Below are 19080 nucleotides of genomic sequence, written 5' to 3'. Positions count from 1 at the left end.
GGGAATTTCGTTCATTTTCGTTCCTATGACGGCCTAATCATGGAACCTAGTGACATTCTACATTAAACTCGTTGCGGATCCTTACTCCCTAATTATTTCTCAGCGGCCCCTATATGAGCTTGAATTTGCAGACTGCCCACTCTTTGTGTCTCTTACGTTTATCTGCCATCGGTGACGTGTGTCATGCGGTGGCCATGGTGCAGGCGATTCAGCGCCAGTATCCAGATCTTAAGATCACCTGGGTGATCGGCAAGGTGGAGTATCAGCTGCTTAAGCATCTGCCCGGCGTCGAGTTTGTGATCTTCGACAAATCCCAGGGCTGGCGCAGTTACTTCAACCTGCACCGCGCCCTGAAGGGGCGTCGCTTCGATCTGCTGCTGCATATGCAGGTGGCGCTCAGGGCAACCATCGCCTCCTTGGCTATCTCGGCAAAGGTGCGTCTGGGCTTCGATCGCGCCCGCGCCAAGGAGGGGCAGTGGCTGGTGACTAATCGCCGGGTGGAGCCCTTGGCGACGCCCCATGTGCTCGAGGGTTTCATGGGCTTTGCCAAGGCTGTGGGCGTCACGGATCTTAAACCTAAGTGGGAGATTCCAGTGCCCGCCGCCGATACCGAGTTCGCCCGCCAGCAGATCCCAGATGGGAGCAAGACCTTAGTGATCTGCGCCGCCGCCAGTAAGGCCGAGCGCAACTGGCTGCCCGAGCGTTATGCCCAGGTGGCTGACCATGCGCTTGAGAAGGGCTACCGTGTGCTCTTATGCGGCGGCCCGGTTCCTATGGAGCGTCAGCTCGCCGAGGCGATCCTTTCACATGGCGATACCCGCATCGAAAACCAGGTGGGCAAGACCTCGCTGACCCAGCTTCTGGCGCTTCTGAAACAGGCGAGTATCGTCCTGGCACCAGATACCGGCCCGGCCCATATGGCGGTGACTCAGGGCACGCCAGTGATCGGCCTCTACGCCCACTCTAATCCTGGACGCACCGGGCCCTATACCTGTTTAGACAGCGTGGTCAGCGTCTATGACCAGGCGATCGCTCAGCAACACTCGGGCGATGTACCCTGGGGGACCCGTGCCAAGGGGGAGCACCTGATGGAGATGATTCAGGTGGCGCCCGTGCTGGCGGAGTTTGATCGCCTGACGCAAGCAAGCGCCGGTGACCAAGTTAGCGAGCCGCAACAACACGCCAGCCATTAGCCAGGGGTTGGCGATTAATGGTAGACTTCAGGTTTGATTGGCTCATCTGGCCACCGTCGGCTGAGTCATGCAATGAGGGAAGATGGGGTTTTCCCATTCATTTTTAGGGATATCGTCGATGTCAGTGGCGCCAAAATTTCTGTTTGTACCTGTTTCCTGTGAAGAGGGGATAGGTGAATATATGCGTTCCACCATAGTGGCCGACGAGATCATGTTGCGTTGGCCGCAGGCGCAGGTTGAATTCGTGCTCAATAGCCGCGCGCCCTATGCCAAACATTGTCCCTATCCGACCCATCTGGTTAACGACACCCCCACCAAGCGTGTGAAAGAGGTCAATCAGTTGGTCTCAAGGCTCAAGCCTGACCTAGTGATCTTCGATGCCGCCGGCCGCAAGGCCCAGCTAAAACATGCCAACCGTAGCGGCGCCAAGGTAGTCTTCATCAGCCAACACAAACGCAAGCGTGCCCGCGGCATGAAGCTGGAGCGGGCCTTGGTCACCGATAGCCATTGGGTGGTACAGCCCGAGTTTGTGATTGGCGATATCAGTCGTTTCGACCGTTTCAAGTTAAATCTGATCAACCGCGCCGAGCCCATCTTTACCGGCTCTATCTTCGCGCGGCCAGATAGCACCTTGCAGCAAGGCTTGCAGCAAGAATATGGACTAGAGCCAAAGGGTTACCTTCTCTATAGTGCCGGCTCTGGCGGACATTATGTCGGCTCGACGCTGGCCGCCGAGCGCTTCGCCCTGGTGGCGCAGGCCTGTTATCGAGAGACGGGGATCCCCAGCGTCATGGTGTTTGGCCCTAATTACCCCAAAGATTTACCTCAGCTAGAGGGCGTGGTGGCCATAGAACGACTCTCTAGCCTTGAGTTTATCAATTTACTCGATGGCGCCGCAGGCGCCGTGCTGAGCGGCGGCGATACCCTGTTGCAGGCGATCGCCCTCAAGGTGCCGACGTTGGCGGTGGCCGTCTCCAAGGATCAGCCCAAGCGGATCCAGCGCTGCGTGCAGCGAGGCCTGGCGCTGAGCTGTGATCTCGAACTCGATGCCATGTGCGCTCAGGTGCAGCGCCTGCTGGAACCCCAGACCGCCCTGCAGCTTGTTGCCAATATGGATAGAGAGGCCGAGGCTAAGGGGCTGGATATCTGCATGGCGGAGATTGAACGACTCTTGGGGCTCGTCGGTGAGCGCTAAACGTATCGGTTTGGCCATAGATAGCCTCGCCGGTGGCGGGGCAGAGAAGATAGTCCTGACCCTGGCGGCCGAGCTGAAACGCCTAGGGCATGAGCCGCACCTGCTGGTACTTTCCCCACATTATGACTATACCGTGCCAGCAGATATTCCCCTGCATGTCTGTTTCGATGAGCGCGACCGTCATATCATCGCCTGGTGGCGACTAGGCCGCTCGGCGGCTAGGGTGAAACAGTGGATCGACGGACTCGAGCAGACCCATGGCAAGTTCGATCTTATCCTGTCTAATCTGGACAAGAGTAATCTGTTGTTGACCCGCGCCGGCGTGTCGCCGCTCTATATCGTGGTGCATAACTCTATCGAAGAGGAGTTGAAGCGCGAGCGTAAGCTCGGGCCTATCGCTTATCTCACCATGCTCAGAGCCAAGCGGGCACTGAATGGCCAGGCATTGATCACAGTGTCCAAGGGGATAACTCGCGAGATCAATCAAAGCGGTCGAATCGTGCCCAGTAGCATGCGCACCATCTACAACCCCTTCGATGTTGAGGCGATAAGGGCAAAGGCCGCTGAGGCGAACCCGGATATCCCCAAGGGGGAATTCCTTATCCATGTTGGCCGCGTCGCCCGCCAGAAACGTCATGACATACTGTTCCAGGCGCTTGCCAAGATGCATAAGCCCTTGCCACTGGTGCTGCTCTGTAACAACCCCAAGAAGGCGATGAGGCTGGCCAAGAAGCATGGCGTGGCCGATCGCATCATCTGCCCCGGCTTTCAGACCAACCCCTTTCCCTGGATCAAGGCGGCGCGCCTCTTAGTGCTGAGTTCAGATTATGAAGGCCTGCCGACCGTGCTAATCGAGTCCTTGATCTGTGGTACGCCAGTGGTCAGCACCCTCTGTCCCCATGGGCCGGATGAGATCATGACAAAAGAGCTCGCCGAGTATCTGGTGCCGAGGCGGGATAGTGAGGCCTTGAGTCGTAAGCTAGATAAGGCCTTGGAGCATTATCCAAGCCTTGCGGACAGTGAGATCCTCACTCAGGTGGCAATCGATAAGATAGTCGCCGACTATCTGAGCCTCTGCGAGTTGCCTTAGGAGCCGAGTTCACTTATGCCCTGGGCGCAGCGAATCGGCCTCTGGGTAAGCGTGTGCTGAAATAAAAGATTGTTGTAGGCCAGCTGCTGGCGACAGCTCTCCTTGTGATGCAGATGAAAGGCGACGGCATAAAACTTTACCCGCTTGCGCCATTTACCGTTGTGGTACATGCGCAGGGCAAACTCCTTATCTTCAGGGCCCCAGCCCTCGAATGCCTGATTAAAGCCGTTGATGGCCAGGGCATCTCGCCGCCAGAATCCCAGGTTACAACCGTGTATGCCCTCTATCGAGTCCGGCGCCCCCCAGCCGCTTTTCTCGCATAGCCAACGGCTGCGAAGCGCTTGCTCTCTGCCCCTGGCGATGCCTGGTGAGAAGAGATAAGGACGCGCGGCGCCTGCCAAGATCCGCTGGCTCAGGGCCGGTCCCAGCTTCACTCGTTTGCCCGTCACCAGGCAATTGGGCTCGGCGACGGCAAGGTGATCGGCGATAAAGTCTGGGTGCAGCACGAGATCGCCGTCGATCATTATGATGTAGTCGAAGCGGGCCTGCCCTATGGCGCGATTCCGACTGGCGGACAGACGAAAGCCCCTATCCTCATGCCAGCTGTGGATCAGCGGGACGGGAAAGCTGGCCTTGAGTGTGTCGATAAGCTCGCGTGTTGCCGGGCCTGAGCCATCATCGGCGATGATCACTTCGTCTGGAAGCTGGCTTTGCCTATGGACACTGGCTAGTACGCTACTCAGAGCTTGAGGCCAGTTATAGGTGGTGATGATGAGTGAGGTCTTCATGGCGCCTTAACGAGTGATAATCTTGGCCGGAATTTTACTCGTTAGAGGCGATAAATTTTATTTTTTCAATCTATTAGCTGGTTTTGTGTTAATAGGCGGGTGTCGCTGTAACTGCGGGGTAAATCTGCGGTTTCAAAGGTGAACGAAAGGCTGGTGGACTGTGGCATGAAAAGGGCTGCAATTGTTAGTGTATGCAGCCCTAAAACTTAAGTGATTGCTTATTGATATTAACCGTTATTTAAGCCGCTTTTATTTAAGCCACTTTCGACCCAGAGTCGGCTTGCTGGAGTCTTTAAAGTCAGCTGAAGTTCGTTCCTGCGCAAGCCTCATGTTTGAGGGTGCTATTTGTTCTCCGAAGGCTGAAATTTTTCAGAATCACCATAGAAGTTTAGGATTTGCTTTTCTACAGCATCAATGACTTGATTAGCTGTAATAGATCTTGCTTTTCCTGCGCCTTCAAGGATGAGGCTATCGCCTAGTGGTTGCCAAAGTTTAAAGTCGCTGGCCATGAGGGTGACTTGAGGTTTAGACATGCATACAGCGAGGTGAGCGGTAGCAGTATCGACGCTGATAACCAGATCGCAAAGACCTATGATAGCGGGAAGCTCAAAGAAATTATTTAGTGCCGTAAAGGTCGTGATCTGTTTCTGATTTAAATCGCTATCACCTCGTATTTCTGCCGTGACAGATTCAAACTTATCGGGTGGCGTATTAACAACAAAGACGAGATTAGTATATTTCGAATTAAGCTCCCGAATGACCTGTTTCACCTGAGGCCAGGGGTAATCCTTTTTTGTAGCTGTTGAGAGGTGGTTGATAAAAATAATCAGCCTGCTTGGGTCACCTTGCGTAAGCGAAGTGATAACAGGTTGCACACTTGCGTCATATTCTGGGCGAATTTGGATGTCGAGTTGTTTATTGTCATTGATGAGATCTGAAGTCTCTAAGCCGACAATTTTGTTAAAGCAATGGCCATAGAAGTCAGTAACATGTGAACTTTGTTTGGCAATATCTCGGTAGCTGATAATGCCATCGAGTTTGCTTGTATGGATTTTACTGCTAAATAGATTCCCTAAGGTATAGCGCATGGTCGCGACGGCTATGGCTGTTGATGAGATCTGACGCGCAACCTTTGCAAACTGTTCGCTACGATTTTTCCCCACGAAAATAATGATATCGTAATTTTTGTCTCTAGCATTTTGGATTGCTGTCTGACGTTCTGCCAGGTTGCTCACAATAGGGTAGATTTCATCGAAATCCCCTATGGCATTTATCCACTCCGATAGAATCTTATTGCGACCTTTTGCCCAATCGTGGGGTTTGCTGCGACAGTCGTCAAACCAAATATCGATACTAAGATGAGGGTATTTTGCTTTAAGAGCGCGTAACCAAGCTCCTTGATAGACAAAGTCTCCAATGGCTAAGTGTGTCATGTATAAAACACGCTTAGCTTTCAGTATGCTTGAATGTTCAATTAAGGCGGACACAATAATCTCTATTTTAGATAATTAGTAAATAGTTTGAATTTACGATCAAGTTTAGGTGTTGCAAAAAGTCTTGAGAGTGCTCGTTGCCAGTTGAGATACAATTTGGTCAATTTGCGTTGCTTCATTTTTTCAAGCCCTCCATGAGGGTTGATGTCCGATTGGCCGGTGAGATTGACCGAAACGCAGTAGGGGATTAGTCCGAACGGATAAATGCCTAGCGTCCACCAAGATTTTATATGTCCATCAACAGGTTGTACTACATACGGCATATTTTTAATCAGTGCTTGCGCCCCTTTTTTGCTGACGATTTGTGCCACAGCACTAATAGGGAACTTGTGGTAACTAATAAATTTATGACCCTTATAATCAAAGGTATTTCTGATATTCTTAAGGCCACCTTTACGTAGCGGATAAAGTTTGATGAAGTCCCATTCTTGAGTCGGTAGACTAGCCATTAAGTTAACAACGTCGGCAAAATTGTCTTCCAAGTAGATGTCATCTTCGAGAATGAAAGCATAGTCCAATCCATCGTCGATGATTTTTTGCCATGCTTTTTTGTGACTAAGGCTGCAACCGACTTCTCCTTTACTGAGCGCTCTATAATAGTTTTGGCGTACCAGTTTGGCAGGAGAAACCCGTTCAATGTCACTATCTGTGAGCTCATTGCCATCGATACCTTCCAGGCGTTCGAATGGCACGCCAATGCGATTTAGCTGTTCAGTAATATGGGTCATACGCTCAGGGGAGCGGGCTAAGTTGATAACAAAAACTTTATATTTCAGCATGAGTATTTGCTATTTTCCTTAAATGGTGACGAAGGTCTTGGCCAAGGCACTGATAATTGGTTTTGGTAACTTATAGCGTTTATGAGCCTTATTGATGAACAGATTCCAGCCGTCTTGCTTGATTTTTTCCAATACATCATCGTCTATTCGACCGGAAAACATATCGCAAAAGTCGTTTACAAACCTGACTTCACGTTTTAAGGAAGAATTTGTGTAGCCTCGACCTGCATAATGAATAAAGTGGGCCTGTTTATAATCTTGTGATCCTAATACATCCATACGGTTGAATTGTGCAGATATACTTTGATGTTTGAGCTGATCTCTTTGTATCAAATAATTTACATAAGTTTGTTCATAGTACTTTATATGGTTACAGAGCGTCTGAAGATCTGCCAGTGACGCAATGTCGAATAATGGACATTGGCGTGAGATTAGCATACAGCCCAAGTTATAGTAGACAGGGCGTCCATTTACTTTAGGCCAATCTTTTATTTCACCCATGATTGCCGAGATTTTATCGATCACAGGTTGTCGCTCGAGCAATTGCCCCTCGTTGAAGAGGTAAATAGTGTCTAGATCGTTATAAACATCAAAAATGTTGTCGGCATCGGGAGTAATAATGATATCGGCATCCACGTAAAGTATTCGGTCATATTTTTTCAACAACTCTTTGATATATAACTTTTCAGTCCATGCCGGGCTTGCAGTATGTCTCGGGTTCGTGATGGTGATTGGATAATGCAGCTCCTTCGAAACGATGAGATCGGCACCGACTTTTTCGGCATATTTCTCGAAACTGAGCAAGGCGGCACGGTACATGGGATTTTCATCGCCAATGGCGAGTGTAAAGATCGCTGTTTTCAATTTATTGTCATTCATGACAAAGAGTTCTCTCTAAGCTAGTTTACTGACCGATGAAGTGCTGTGCAGCCAGCCAGTCCAGATATTCTGGGACTCCTTGCTCGACTGTCTTAAAGGCCTGGGTATATCCGGCGGCTCTAAGCTGCGTGAGGTCGGCCTGGGTATAGCTCTGATAGGCGCCCTTTAGCTTATCCGGGAAGGGAATATATTCAATGTCTCCCTTACCATGATAGGCGATCACTGCATTGGCCACGTCGTTGAAGCTCTGTGCCTGACCCGTACCACAGTTGTATACTCCTGAGATCCCTGGGTTTTGCCAAAGCCAGAGGTTGACCTTGACCACATCTTCCACGTAGACGAAGTCTCTCAGCTGCTTGCCATCTTCGAAGCCGTCGTGGCCTTGGAACAGGCGACAGATGCCGCTCGCCTTGATCTGGTTGTTGAAGTGGAAGGCCACGCTGGCCATGCCGCCCTTGTGTTGCTCCCTAGGCCCATAGACGTTGAAGTAACGTAGGCCAGCTACCTGAGTGGTGAAGCTGTGCTGTCTGACATATTGGTCGAACAGGAACTTGGAGTAGGCGTAGACGTTGAGAGGCTTCTCCAGTTCCCGCTGCTCGATAAACTTATCGCTGCCGCCATAGACAGAAGCCGATGAGGCGTAGATAAACTGGCTGCCGTTACGCTCGCAGAAGTGGAGCAGTGTCTTGGAATACTCGTAGTTGTTGGCCATCATGAACTTGCCGTCCCACTCTGTGGTCGACGAGCAGGCACCCTGATGGAAGATCACTTCGACCTTGCCATCGAACTGACCCTGGACGATTTGCTCGATGAAGTCGGCTTTATCCAGATAGTCGGCAATTTCACAGTCGGCCAGGTTAAACATCTTGGTGCCGTCGGTCAGGTCGTCTACGGCGATAATATCTGTGCGTCCTAAGTTATTGAGCGCTTTAACTATGTTGCTACCGATGAAGCCTGCTGCACCTGTGACTATTATCATAACTATTTTCCAATATTCGGGCGATCTGAAATGAATTCGAGTCGCGATATGCTATAAATCTGTGGTGAGACTTTGGGGCTCACCATAAAAGGTATCTAAGAATTGGGCGATTTCATATGCCGCAGCGTCAAAATCAATTAATGCCATATTTCGGCCAGTTTTTTTGCCAACCGGTGGTGTAAAGGCTAGACGTTTGTGGCTCTGGGTCAAAGTTTGCCAACGTATCTTTGGGGCCGAACGCCTTCCCGCATAAAACCCTACAGTTGGCACATCATGTAGCCCAGCGATATGAAGTGGGCCCGTCGAACCAGCGATAAACATATCCGCAGCGACAAGTGATTCGGCAAAATCCGCTAGACTTGCTAGTGGTTTGGCCATCACCACTTTGACACTATTGGCCTGTAAGTGTTCATTGATTATCTGTGCTAATGCTTCTTCGTCACCATTAAAGGTAAGTACAAACTTACAGTCGACTTTAGTATTGGCGTTTATTTGTGTTAATAGGTTGGCAAAATCATCAGGCGCGAGAGCACCGGAAGAACCGCCTGTACCTGGATGAGCGAAAATTAACCTTTCATCTGCCGATTGTCCGTAATAGGCTTGCCATTTGTCTCGCGCGACTTGTTTATCCCAATATTGTTTGGGAAGCGTTGGAATTCTGTAACCATAGTGAGTAAGGAAGTGCTCTACCAATAAACAGGCACCGCGCCAACATGGTTCTCCTTTTTGATATTGAACGTTGGCTCTGTGCTTATAGAGATATTGGTACCAGTTATGTTTAGGGGCGAGTTTATAGGCAACGTCAAGGTTGCGTAAAATCTTATAAATACGGTATTCGGATTGAGAGATGAGAATTGCATCATATTGCCTTGCAGCGATTGCCACTCCAATAGCTTCATCGTTGCCGTTATCGACAATGACATGGTCGATATAGGGGCATACCTCAGCAAATGGTTTTACTGCAGGAGATACAAACATTTCGATACTGGCTTGTGGTAAAGCATGTCTGAGCAAATACAGTGCAGGCCACATTAGGACGAAATCGCCAATTTTATCGTGTTTGATGACCAAAACTCTTTTTAACATATAATAATCAACTCATTACAAACTTAAGTGTTAGCTTGAAGCTTCACATTAAGATGTGAAAATCAATGGTACACTCACGAAAAATGACTTGTTAGTATACCAATTTAAATGCCTTAGGTCTGTGTTTTCTTCCTGCTTTCAGAGCGTTAATATCTGACAGTATTACAGGTGATATTAAATACTAGATTTGGGGTGATTTTGGGGTACAAGAACTCACTCGATGCTCCTATGGCTCCGTCATACAATTCGATGCCAGTGGTTCAATCTGGGGGGGAAACTCGTTAAACTAGGCGCAATTCCGCCATTAACTAAAGACTGCGAGCCATGCACACGAAAGCGATTTATCCTGGAACATTCGACCCCGTCACAAACGGTCATACGGACCTTATCGAGCGTGCGGCGAAGTTGTTCAAACAGGTGGTGATAGGCATCGCCGCCAACCCCTCTAAGCAGCCAAGATTCAGCCTGGAGGAGAGGGTAAAGTTGGTCAAAAGGGTGACCGAGCATCTGGACAACGTCGAGGTGGTGGGCTTTAGCGGCCTGCTGGTGGATTTTGCCAAGGAGCAGAATGCCAGCGTCCTAGTGCGTGGCCTGCGTGCGGTATCTGATTTCGAATATGAGTTTCAGCTCGCCAACATGAACAGGCGCCTGAGCGCCGATCTTGAGAGCGTTTTTTTAACCCCGGCCGAAGAGAACTCGTTTATCTCTTCGACGCTGGTGAAAGAAGTGGCATTACATGGTGGTGATGTCAGTCAATTTGTGCATGAAGAAGTAGCCAAAGCGCTGCAAAAAAAGGATTAATTTGCCCGTTATGATGGAAAAAATTCGCGCTTATGTTGTTGGAGGCGTCGCGGCCTTAGGTCTGATGATCACCTCCTTAGCCCATGCGGCCCCCTGGGTCGATGTGTCCGATATCTATCTCAGAGCCGACATTCAGGCCCTCGCCGATGCCGGTGTGATCACTGTGCCCGTCAATACCTATCCCCTGATGTGGTCGGGTATTGGGAGCGATCTGAGTAAGGTGGAACCCTCGGTGCTCTCGCCTGGTCTCGCCACGGCGTTTGCCCGGGTGAACTTCTACTACCGCAATGCGGTTGAGAATCGTGGTAACAGCCGCATCAAGCTGGCTGGCGGCAGCGATCCAGCCCGATTCCAGCATTTCGGTTCCGACTATCGCGAGAAGGCAGAGGTGCAGGCGTCCCACGAGTATCTGGGTGACAGATTTGCCTTCAAAGTCGCGGCCTCGGCTCACTATGATCCCATGGACGAGAAAGAGGTGCGCCTGGATGACTCCTATTTTGCCGTTGCCCTGGGTAACTGGATGGTCACCGCCGGCGCCGTGGATCAATGGTGGGGACCGGGATTCGATACCGCCCTGCATCGCTCCAACAATGCCCGTCCGCTGCCTAGCCTGATGCTGAGCCGCAACAATGCGGCGGCGTTCGAGACGCCATGGCTCTCCTGGATTGGCCCCTGGACACTGACAACCGGCATCAGCTATCTGGAAGAGGAGCGCGCCGTCGCCAATCCATTGCTGTGGAACTTCCGCGGCACCATACGCCCCTTCAGACAGTTAGAGATGGGCATCTCCTGGACCACCATGTTCTGTGGCGAGGGCGAGGAGTGCGGCCTATCGACCCTGTTCGATGCCATCGCCGGTAATACCACCTGTGTGAACGGTGAGGCCAGCTGTGACCCTGCTCTGGAGTCTAAGATAGGCAACCAGATGGCGGGCTTTGATATTCGTTACGCCGATACCTGGTTCGATATTCCGGTAGGCCTCTACTTAGAACGCACCTGTGAAGACTCGAGCGGCCCTATGCCCTGGGATCTGGCCGACTGCGCCAAGCTGTTTGGCGCCGATACCCGTTTCGAGTTCGACTCTCAGCAGTATAAGCTCTTCTTCGAGTACTCGGATACCATGGTGGCCTGTGGCGAGGATCAGAATGTCTTCAACTGCTTCTATGAGCACACCACCTATAAGAGTGGCTCGCGCTACTATGGCCGCTCGCTTGGTAGTACCTATGACAGCGATGCCAACGTCTATGTGCTTGGGCTTATCGGTCAGTTTGCCAACAGCCATGGTTTCACCTCTCTGCTGCGTTTCGCTCAGTTAAACAAGGATGGTAAGACGGTCAATAATGGTTGGGCTCCCAAGCCACGTAAGGAAGATCTGCTGATGCTGGAGCTCAGCTATCGTCTGCCAATCTGGAAGGGGATGATGAGCCTGGGTGGCACTGTGTCTCAGTCAGAATTTGAGGCCGATGACAAGGATACCAATGCGACCCTGTTCGGCAGCTATGAGTATCGCTTCTAATGTTTAGAAAAGGTGTTTAACTAAGGCTTTAGCTGAAAACGAGTAAAGAAAAAGGCTGACATCTTGTCAGCCTTTTTGCTTTTTGCGACAGGGAGTTGCTCAGGTTGGTTTATCTAAGCAGGTCCTAGCGTGGCTGACACAGGCCGCAGAAGACAGTGGCCCTTTGCCCGAGTTTGATCTCGCTCAGCAGATTGCCGCATTGGGTGCAGGTCTCGCCGCCGCGGCCATAGACATGTAGCTTCTGGGCGAAATAACCGGGTTTGCCATCGGCGTTGGTGAAGTCTTTGAGCGTAGTACCGCCCTGTTTGATCGCCTGGGCCAAAATCTGTTTCACCTCGGCAACCAGTACCGTGAGCCGCTCCCTATCGATTCGTCCCGCCTCGGCCTGTGGGTGTATGCCGGCGGCAAACAGGGCCTCGTTGGCATAGATATTCCCTACGCCCACCACGATATGATTGTCCATCAGGCAGAGTTTGACCGCCTTCTTCTTACCTTCCAGGGCCTTGGCCAGATAGTCGACATTGAAGCCCGATTGCAGGGGTTCTGGGCCTAACTTGGCCAGCAAGGGGTGGGCGGCTTCGGGCAGCTCGCACCAGAGCCAGGCGCCGAAGCGTCTGGGATCGTTAAACCTGAGCACCTTGCCGCTGGCCAGTTCCAGATCGATATGGTCATGCTTCTCCACCGGCGTCGACTTGGGCAGGATCCGCAGGCTGCCCGACATGCCGAGGTGGACTATGGTGGTGCCGGCATCGGTATCCAGCAGCAGGTATTTGGCGCGGCGACGTATGCCTCTGATAGTCTGTCCGACTATCTGCTGGGCAACCTCGGGGACGGGCCAGCGCAGGGAGGCGTTACGCACGGTTAATCCTGTGACCTGCTGATCGAGCAGGTGGGGGGAGATCCCTTGGCGGGTTACTTCGACTTCGGGGAGTTCGGGCATAGATGTCTCTTCGTTTCGCTAGTTTAGGGATTATCGAGTCTGAGGATCGGCTGCAATGACGGGCGCAGGCTCGGCGGGATCCGGTACCAGTTACCGGCCGGTGAGCTCAACAGTCCCTCCTCGGGATAGATGAGCCAGAGCTGTGGCGTCTCTATGTCGCGGATCTGGATCACCAACTCATGGGCGGGCGTGGCTAAGCCAGAGGGTTTGGCGATTGGCGAGACCAGGATACCACTCCAGGCCTCTGCCCATTGCCGACAGTTGAGCACCTGAGGGTCACACTGCCAGCCGAAGCCCTGCTGGGCGAGCCAGAGATCGTCATATTGCAGCTGAAACAGGGGCGCCTGTTGATCGAAGAGGGGCTGGGCATCTTCCGGGATCGCTTGGCGGTGACGTTCCAAAAAGGTGAGTATCGCCACCATGGCGATGGAGGCGAAGATGATGATGTTATTCCATTTTCTTCGGGTCAGGGCCATCTCGAGTCAGACTCATTCAATATCAGATGTGTCAGAGTCTATCACCGAAAATGGCCCAGGGCATTAGCCGCCGGTGGCATTCATGAAGCGCAGGATCTGGGTTTCGCCCTCTGGGCCGAAGTGATGTTCCTTGGGCTTGAGCTTGATCGCCTCGAGAATCGCCTGCTTCAGGCGCTCGATATCACCGGGATACTGCCTGACGATCGCCTTGAGGTCCACCGAGTTTTCGTTACCCAGACAGAGAAGCAAACGTCCTTCTACTGTGACTCTTACCCGGTTGCACTCGTGGCAGAAGTTGTTGCTGTGGGGCGAGATGAAACCCACATGTATCTTGCTGCCTGGCATGGTGTAGTAGCGGGCCGGGCCGCCGGTACGCTTGTCAGACACACTGAGTGGATAGCGCTGGCTGATGATCGCCTTGACCTCGTCGCTGCTGCAGTGACGACTCTTCTTGCGTTCGTCGATGACACCTAGTGGCATCTCCTCGATGAAGGCGATATCCAGTTCGCGCTCGCGGCAAAACTCGATCAGATCCAGCACCTCGTCGTCATTTTGGCCACGCAGGATCACGGCGTTGATCTTGATGCGGCTGAAGCCTGCGGCCTTGGCGGCATCGATCCCCTGGATCACCCGCTCCAGGTTGCCGTTGCGGGTCAACTGGGTAAATAGCTCGGGTTTCAGGGTATCCAGGCTGATGTTGAGCCGGCTCAGGCCCGCCTCATGCATCTTGCCGGCAAACTTGCTCAGGCGTGAGCCATTGGTGGTCATGGACAGCTCTTTGAGGCCGGGGAGTCGCCCCAGCAGCTTAACTAACTGGTCACAATCGGTGCGCACCAGGGGCTCACCGCCGGTAAGGCGGATCTTCTTCACCCCAAGTTCGGTAAAGGCCTGACCTATCCAGGCCAGCTCCTCCAGGCTGAGCACCTGCTCTCTGTCGAGGAAGCAGGGGTCTTCACTCATGCAGTAGACACAGCGAAAATCGCATCTGTCAGTCACCGAGAGACGCAGATATTCCACGGTGCGGCCAAAGGTATCGACTATCAAACTCATACAGAATCACCTACGGCGGCGGGGAGTTCGTCTCACCCGCCTAGCTAATCCATTGTCGACTATAAGAGATCGGCAAAGGGTTGAATATAAACGGTATCACCCACGTTGAGCTGTTCGTCTTTTTCGGCGATCACGATAAGGCAGTTACCCTTCACCATTGAGCTCAACATGCCCGAACCCTGGGCACCTGTGCTGGTCACATGCAGGCGGCCGTCAGCGCCCAGATGATAGACGCCGCGGGTAAACTCGGTGCGGCCGGTGCGGCTACGTAGGGTGCAGTCGGCGATGGCGGGCACTAAGGTCGGCGTCCAATCCAGTTCGCCCGCCAGCTTGCGCAGCGCAGGCTGAACAAATTGCATGAAGGAGACCATCACGGCAACTGGGTTACCCGGCAGGCCGAAGAATAGGCTGTCACCAATCTGACCAAAGGCCAGGGGTCTGCCCGGACGCATGTTGATGCGCCAGAAGTTGATCTGTCCCACCTTGGCCAGCGCCAACTTGATAAAGTCGGCATCGCCGACCGAGACGCCGCCTGAACTTATCACCACATCGGCTTGCTGCGCCGCGCCTTGTAGGGCGTCGACCAGGGCTGATTCGTTATCTTCCAGGATGCCGAGATCGATCACCTCACAACCCAGCTGTTTCGCCATGGACTTGATGGTGAAGCGGTTGGAGTCGTAGATGCAGTTTGGCTTTAAGGGCTCGCCCGGTTGGCACACCTCGTCGCCAGTGGAGAAGACGGCGACCTTAGGACGGCGATATACGGGTAGCTTGCCGAAGCCCAGTGAGGCTAGCATGCCTTGATGGGCGGCCTTGAGTCTGTGTCCGGCGCTCAGGGCGGTGTGATCCTTGGCGATGTCTTCACCGGCTTGGCGCACGTGTTGCCCCATGCTGATGTTGCCTTGGAAGCTGACGCTGTCGCCGCGATCTTCTGCCATCTCCTTCATCTGCACCGTATCGGCGCCGTCCGGCATGGGGGCACCTGTCATGATGCGCACGGCTTCACCTGGGTTGAGTGTGCCCTGATAGCTATGACCGGCCATCACATCGCCTACCAGAGTGTAGCTGTCTAACATGGGGTCTGAGTAGGCAAACGCGAAGCCATCCATCGCCGAGTTGGTGTGCTGGGGCACGTCCACCGGCGAGATGGCATCTTGGGCCAATACCCTGTCAGTGCTGTCGTCGATGGCGACCTCTTCGCTGGTCGATACAGGTGTGACGTAGGAGAGGATCTTGTCTATTCCCTGTCTCACCGATAGCGTCTTGCTGGTGTCCAGCTCGCAGCCGCACTCGGGCGCGAGGGGGAGCGATGGTGTGCAGGGGCGCCAGTTGTTGGCGTATTCGATGACGAAGTCGGCTATCTGGCCCACATCGTTGATATCTAGGCGTCTAAGGTCTGATGGTAGCTCGGTATCGTCGCAGCAGGCGATGGCCTGAATGTGCTCGTCATGGGTATGGATAAAGGGCTTGCCGTGGGCGGCGCGGTGTAGCTCGACCTTAGGCAGGGCCAGCTTCTTGAAGCCCTCTACCAGGACGATATCCACCTTGTCGGCCTCAATTTGCGCCAGCAGATGAGGCAGCTCGGGCGCCTCATCAACCGGATCTTCTGTCATCAGCGCCCAACGCACATGGGAGGCGACCAGCATCTGGCGGGCACCGGCCTTGCGCATTTCAAAGCTGTCCTTGCCGGGAATATCCACATCGAAGTTGTGATGAGCATGTTTGACAACGGCTAGCCGCAGGCCTCGACGATTGAGTTCGGGGATCAGCTTCTTCAGCAGGGTCGTCTTGCCTGTGCCACTGTAGGCGCAAAATCCGAGGACGGGGATCGGCAGTGGATTGTTAAACGGTACGCTCATGTACACCTCTATTTTTAGTGGGCAATTGCCTCGGAAAGTTGTTGTTTTTGTTCTGGCGTGTTGACGTTCACGAAGGCGTTGGGCTGATCGGAGAAGTCACACACGACGCAGTGGTGCTTGGCGTACCAGAAATCGATCTTACGCTCGCCGGCATCTAAGAAGGCCTTCATCGATCCTCGCAGTGCGGGCTTCATCAGTAACACCACAGGTTGCTCTCGCTTGCCATCGCTGGCTACCGCCATCTCAGCGTCTTCTGCGGTGATCGCCGCCAGCATACGCTGCACCAGATCCATCGGCAGCAGCGGGCAGTCGCAGGGGACTACCAGAAGGTAGTCGGCCTGGGTCTGCCCCATCGCCGTGATCATGCCGGCCAGCGGCCCTAAATAACCCGAGTCTTCGTCACTCAATACTGGGTAACCAAACTCAGCATAGCGATTCTGGTTGCGATTTGCGTTGATCAGGATCTGCTTAACCTGAGGTTTTATCCTGTCGATTGCGTGTTTTATCATCGGCTGATCGTTGAGTTCGACCAGTCCCTTATCGTTGCCGCCCATGCGTCTGGCCATGCCGCCGGCAAGGATCACGGCATCAATTTGCGGTGACATATCTCAGCTCCTGCTGTGATGGGGTGAAAGGGCGCTCATCAATGGTCGATGGGCTTACCTGAATGGCTTGTGCCTGGATCTGCCAGATCTGCTCGCACAGGCCGGTGAGCGAACAGCTCTGATGGCTGCTGATCAACATGCCTGTGCCCTGCTGTTTCAGATGGCTGACCATGGTCAGCACCAGCTGCTGAGACAGCTTGTCCATGTTGGAGGTCGGCTCGTCCAGCATCAGCAGGCGTGGACGCATGATCCAGGCGCGGGCGATGGCCAGGCGTTGGCGCTCGCCGCCGGAGAGGCTGGCGGCTCTCTGGTTGAGCAGGCTGCCCAGCTGCGCCATCTCGATAGCCGTCTGGGTGCGCGAGGCGATCTCCTGCTCCGTCATGTCGCAAAAGGGCTGCACATAGTTGAGGTTGTAGGCCACGCTGCCATCAAACAGATAGGGGTGTTGATGCAGATAGACCGCCTTGCCCAGCAAGGGGTTACGGCGCCACCATGGCGTTGGGCTAAAACCTTCTGTGTGGATCTCGCCCTGGCTGGGTGCCTGCAGGCCTGCCAGCATCTTCATCAGTGTAGTCTTGCCGCTGCCGTTGTCGCCCTGCAGGTGTATGGTCTGGTGCTGGGCCAGGCTGAGGCGATCGAAACGGTACAGCAGGCGGCTGCCGAAGCGCATCTCTATGTTGTTGGCGATGATCTTGACCATGATTAAAGGCTCCTAGGTTCGGCTCTACCTCTGAGGGTGCCGAGCGTGAAGTTGAGCACTAAGGCCAGGATAAGCAGTACCAGTCCCAGGGCGATAGCCTGGGCGAAATCGCCCTTACTGGTTTCCAGGGCGATGGCGGTGGGGATATTTCGGGTGACGCCGGCAATATTGCCGCCCACCATCATGGAACAGCCCACCTCGGTGAGAATGCGGCTAAAGGCCGCTACTATGGCCATCAACAGCGGCACCTTGAGTTCGCGGCATACCAGCCAGACGGAGCGCAGCCAGGAGGCACCTAAGGTGCGAGAGGTTTCCCAGGCACGCTTGTCCACGCTGGTAAAGGCGGCCTGACTCATGGCGATTAACACGGGGGCGCAGATCATCATCTGTCCCAGTATCATGCCTTTCTGGGTAAATAGCCATTTAAGATCCCCCAGGGGACCCATGCGGGTAAGCATCAGATAGACCAAGAGGCCGATCACCACTGTGGGGATAGATTGGGTCGTCTGTACCAGGTTTGTGGCAAACCAGCGTCCCGGAAAACGGGCGAAGGCCAGCACGAAGCCCAGTACCATAGAGGGAATTAGGGTGATCGCCAGCGCCGCAAAAGAGACAGAAAAGGAGACGCTGACGATAGACCAAACATCGGGATCTAATGAAAACAGCAGGCTCAACGCCTGCTGTATTAGGGCTAACCAGCCTTCACTCATTCGCTATATGTTGCCTTAAATAGTTGCTCACCCTGTACGGTGTAGCTGTTAATCATGCCTTGGGCTTCATTGCCGATCAGCCAGTCACTCAGCGCCTTAGCACCTTTGTGGTTCAGATCTGGGTATTTCTCAGGGTTGATCAACATGATTTGATAAGGATTAGCCAGTGTCTTACCGCCATCATAATCAACCGCGAGATCTAACTTCGCCTTGTAGGCAACGAAGGTACCGCGGTCAGACAGTGTGTAGGCCTGTAGCTCGTTTGCCATCAGCAGCGTCTTACCCATGCCTTGGCCCACGGCGCGGTAGCCGTTAAATGTTGGCTCAACCTTAGCGCCTTTCCAGATGATCAACTCTTTCATGTTGGTACCAGAGTTGTCACCGCGAGAGACGAAGCCCGCGCCAGAGTCGGCTATTTTAGCAAAGGCCTCTTCGGCTGTCTTACTGCTACGGATCTTCGCTGGGTCATTTTTCGGGCCCAAGATCACAAAATCGTTTTCCATGATGCCGCGTGGCAGAATGCCGTAGCCTTCGTTAACGAATTTGGCTTCGGCAGCTGGGGCGTGAGTCATCACCACGTCCACGTCGCCCTGGCGAGCCAGCTTGAGGGCCTTACCAGTACCTGTTGCAATTACCTGTACCTTGTAGCCAGACTCCTGCTCGAACTTAGGCAGTAGGTGCTTGAGTAGACCAGAGTTTTCTGTGCTGGTGGTGGTGGCCAGTTTAATGACCTCTTCTGCCTGGGCAGAGGTTAGCGTAAGGGCACTGGCGACGATCGCTAGGCTGAGGATTGATTTTAGCTTTAGCATTTTTGCTCCTTGGCATCTGCTGGTTTGCGTGATGTTGCCGGGATCACGCGGATTATTGTGTGAATAACGACTCTGTTTCAGCAAAAACAGTGCCAAATCCATTATCTGCAAAAAAAGCTCACAAGTTGCCAA

19 protein-coding genes are annotated in these 19080 nt (G+C 53.2%); 5 read left to right on the top strand and 14 right to left on the bottom strand.

Features of this window, described 5'->3' with window-relative positions:
• Nucleotides 1-113 precede the first annotated feature (113 nt).
• The 3 genes from K0J45_RS18970 (at nt 114) to K0J45_RS18960 (ending at nt 3478) form a co-directional block, all read left to right on the top strand.
• Complete coding sequence (locus tag K0J45_RS18970; RefSeq protein WP_220043695.1) at nt 114-1193, top strand: glycosyltransferase family 9 protein; 1080 nt, start codon at nt 114-116, stop codon at nt 1191-1193.
• Between the two features lie 118 nt (nt 1194-1311).
• On the top strand, nt 1312-2388 hold the full coding sequence (locus K0J45_RS18965; protein WP_220043694.1) for a glycosyltransferase: 1077 nt from the start codon (nt 1312-1314) through the stop codon (nt 2386-2388).
• Entirely contained in the window at nt 2378-3478 is a 1101-nt protein-coding gene (locus K0J45_RS18960; protein WP_220043693.1) for a glycosyltransferase, read from the top strand. Before K0J45_RS18965 ends, K0J45_RS18960 begins: the two co-directional genes overlap by 11 nt.
• On the opposite strand, the gene K0J45_RS18955 is transcribed toward K0J45_RS18960, so the two are convergent.
• From K0J45_RS18955 to K0J45_RS18930, 6 genes are all read right to left on the bottom strand, one after another.
• Nucleotides 3475-4266, bottom strand: a complete 792-nt coding sequence (locus tag K0J45_RS18955; protein ID WP_220043692.1) for a glycosyltransferase family 2 protein — start codon at nt 4264-4266, stop codon at nt 3475-3477. The two genes, K0J45_RS18960 and K0J45_RS18955, sit on opposite strands and share 4 nt — an antisense overlap.
• Before the next feature lie 341 nt (nt 4267-4607).
• Nucleotides 4608-5753, bottom strand: coding sequence for a glycosyltransferase family 9 protein (locus K0J45_RS18950; RefSeq protein WP_220043691.1), 1146 nt, complete (start codon nt 5751-5753; stop codon nt 4608-4610).
• 8 nt (nt 5754-5761) lie between these two features.
• Complete coding sequence (locus K0J45_RS18945) at nt 5762-6538, bottom strand: glycosyltransferase family 25 protein (RefSeq protein ID WP_220043690.1); 777 nt, start codon at nt 6536-6538, stop codon at nt 5762-5764.
• Nucleotides 6539-6556: 18 nt separating this feature from the next.
• Nucleotides 6557-7417: a glycosyltransferase family protein gene (locus K0J45_RS18940; RefSeq protein ID WP_258406728.1), complete on the bottom strand. Its 861-nt coding sequence runs from the start codon at nt 7415-7417 to the stop codon at nt 6557-6559.
• Nucleotides 7418-7442: 25 nt separating this feature from the next.
• Nucleotides 7443-8396, bottom strand: a complete 954-nt coding sequence (gene rfaD, locus K0J45_RS18935; protein WP_220043689.1) for an ADP-glyceromanno-heptose 6-epimerase — start codon at nt 8394-8396, stop codon at nt 7443-7445.
• 51 nt (nt 8397-8447) lie between these two features.
• Nucleotides 8448-9482 (bottom strand): glycosyltransferase family 9 protein, encoded by a 1035-nt coding sequence (locus K0J45_RS18930; RefSeq protein WP_220043688.1) that lies wholly within the window; start codon nt 9480-9482, stop codon nt 8448-8450.
• A gap of 324 nt (nt 9483-9806) precedes the next feature.
• Here K0J45_RS18930 and coaD point away from each other — a divergent pair, with 324 nt between their 5' ends.
• Complete coding sequence (coaD, locus tag K0J45_RS18925; protein ID WP_011867486.1) at nt 9807-10283, top strand: pantetheine-phosphate adenylyltransferase; 477 nt, start codon at nt 9807-9809, stop codon at nt 10281-10283.
• 10 nt (nt 10284-10293) lie between these two features.
• On the top strand, nt 10294-11799 hold the full coding sequence (locus K0J45_RS18920) for a capsule assembly Wzi family protein (protein ID WP_220043687.1): 1506 nt from the start codon (nt 10294-10296) through the stop codon (nt 11797-11799).
• A gap of 124 nt (nt 11800-11923) precedes the next feature.
• On the opposite strand, the gene mutM is transcribed toward K0J45_RS18920, so the two are convergent.
• The 8 genes from mutM to K0J45_RS18880 all read right to left on the bottom strand — a co-directional run bounded on the left by mutM (nt 11924) and on the right by K0J45_RS18880 (nt 18948).
• Nucleotides 11924-12739: a bifunctional DNA-formamidopyrimidine glycosylase/DNA-(apurinic or apyrimidinic site) lyase gene (gene mutM, locus K0J45_RS18915; RefSeq protein ID WP_144201311.1), complete on the bottom strand. Its 816-nt coding sequence runs from the start codon at nt 12737-12739 to the stop codon at nt 11924-11926.
• 23 nt (nt 12740-12762) lie between these two features.
• On the bottom strand, nt 12763-13215 hold the full coding sequence (locus tag K0J45_RS18910; protein WP_220043686.1) for a hypothetical protein: 453 nt from the start codon (nt 13213-13215) through the stop codon (nt 12763-12765).
• 63 nt (nt 13216-13278) lie between these two features.
• Nucleotides 13279-14265, bottom strand: a complete 987-nt coding sequence (gene moaA / locus K0J45_RS18905) for a GTP 3',8-cyclase MoaA (protein WP_220043685.1) — start codon at nt 14263-14265, stop codon at nt 13279-13281.
• 59 nt (nt 14266-14324) lie between these two features.
• On the bottom strand, nt 14325-16124 hold the full coding sequence (locus K0J45_RS18900) for a bifunctional molybdopterin-guanine dinucleotide biosynthesis adaptor protein MobB/molybdopterin molybdotransferase MoeA (RefSeq protein ID WP_220043684.1): 1800 nt from the start codon (nt 16122-16124) through the stop codon (nt 14325-14327).
• A 14-nt stretch (nt 16125-16138) separates the two neighbouring features.
• Nucleotides 16139-16729 carry a molybdenum cofactor guanylyltransferase MobA gene (gene mobA, locus K0J45_RS18895; protein WP_220043683.1) on the bottom strand — a complete coding sequence of 197 codons (591 nt, stop codon included), beginning with the start codon at nt 16727-16729 and terminating at the stop codon, nt 16139-16141.
• On the bottom strand, nt 16713-17429 hold the full coding sequence (locus K0J45_RS18890; RefSeq protein ID WP_220043682.1) for an ABC transporter ATP-binding protein: 717 nt from the start codon (nt 17427-17429) through the stop codon (nt 16713-16715). Before K0J45_RS18890 ends, mobA begins: the two co-directional genes overlap by 17 nt.
• A gap of 2 nt (nt 17430-17431) precedes the next feature.
• Nucleotides 17432-18139 (bottom strand): ABC transporter permease, encoded by a 708-nt coding sequence (locus K0J45_RS18885; RefSeq protein WP_220043681.1) that lies wholly within the window; start codon nt 18137-18139, stop codon nt 17432-17434.
• A complete protein-coding gene (locus tag K0J45_RS18880) occupies nt 18136-18948 on the bottom strand; it encodes an ABC transporter substrate-binding protein (RefSeq protein ID WP_220043680.1) in 813 nt (270 codons plus the stop codon). The genes K0J45_RS18885 and K0J45_RS18880 overlap by 4 nt, the downstream gene beginning before the upstream one ends.
• Nucleotides 18949-19080 lie beyond the last annotated feature (132 nt).

Origin of the sequence: Shewanella alkalitolerans, from assembly GCF_019457575.1 — a bacterium.
Lineage (GTDB): Bacteria > Pseudomonadota > Gammaproteobacteria > Enterobacterales > Shewanellaceae > Shewanella > Shewanella loihica.
The sequence above is the reverse complement of the archived record's forward strand: the minus strand, read 5'-3'. Positions and strand labels throughout refer to the sequence as shown.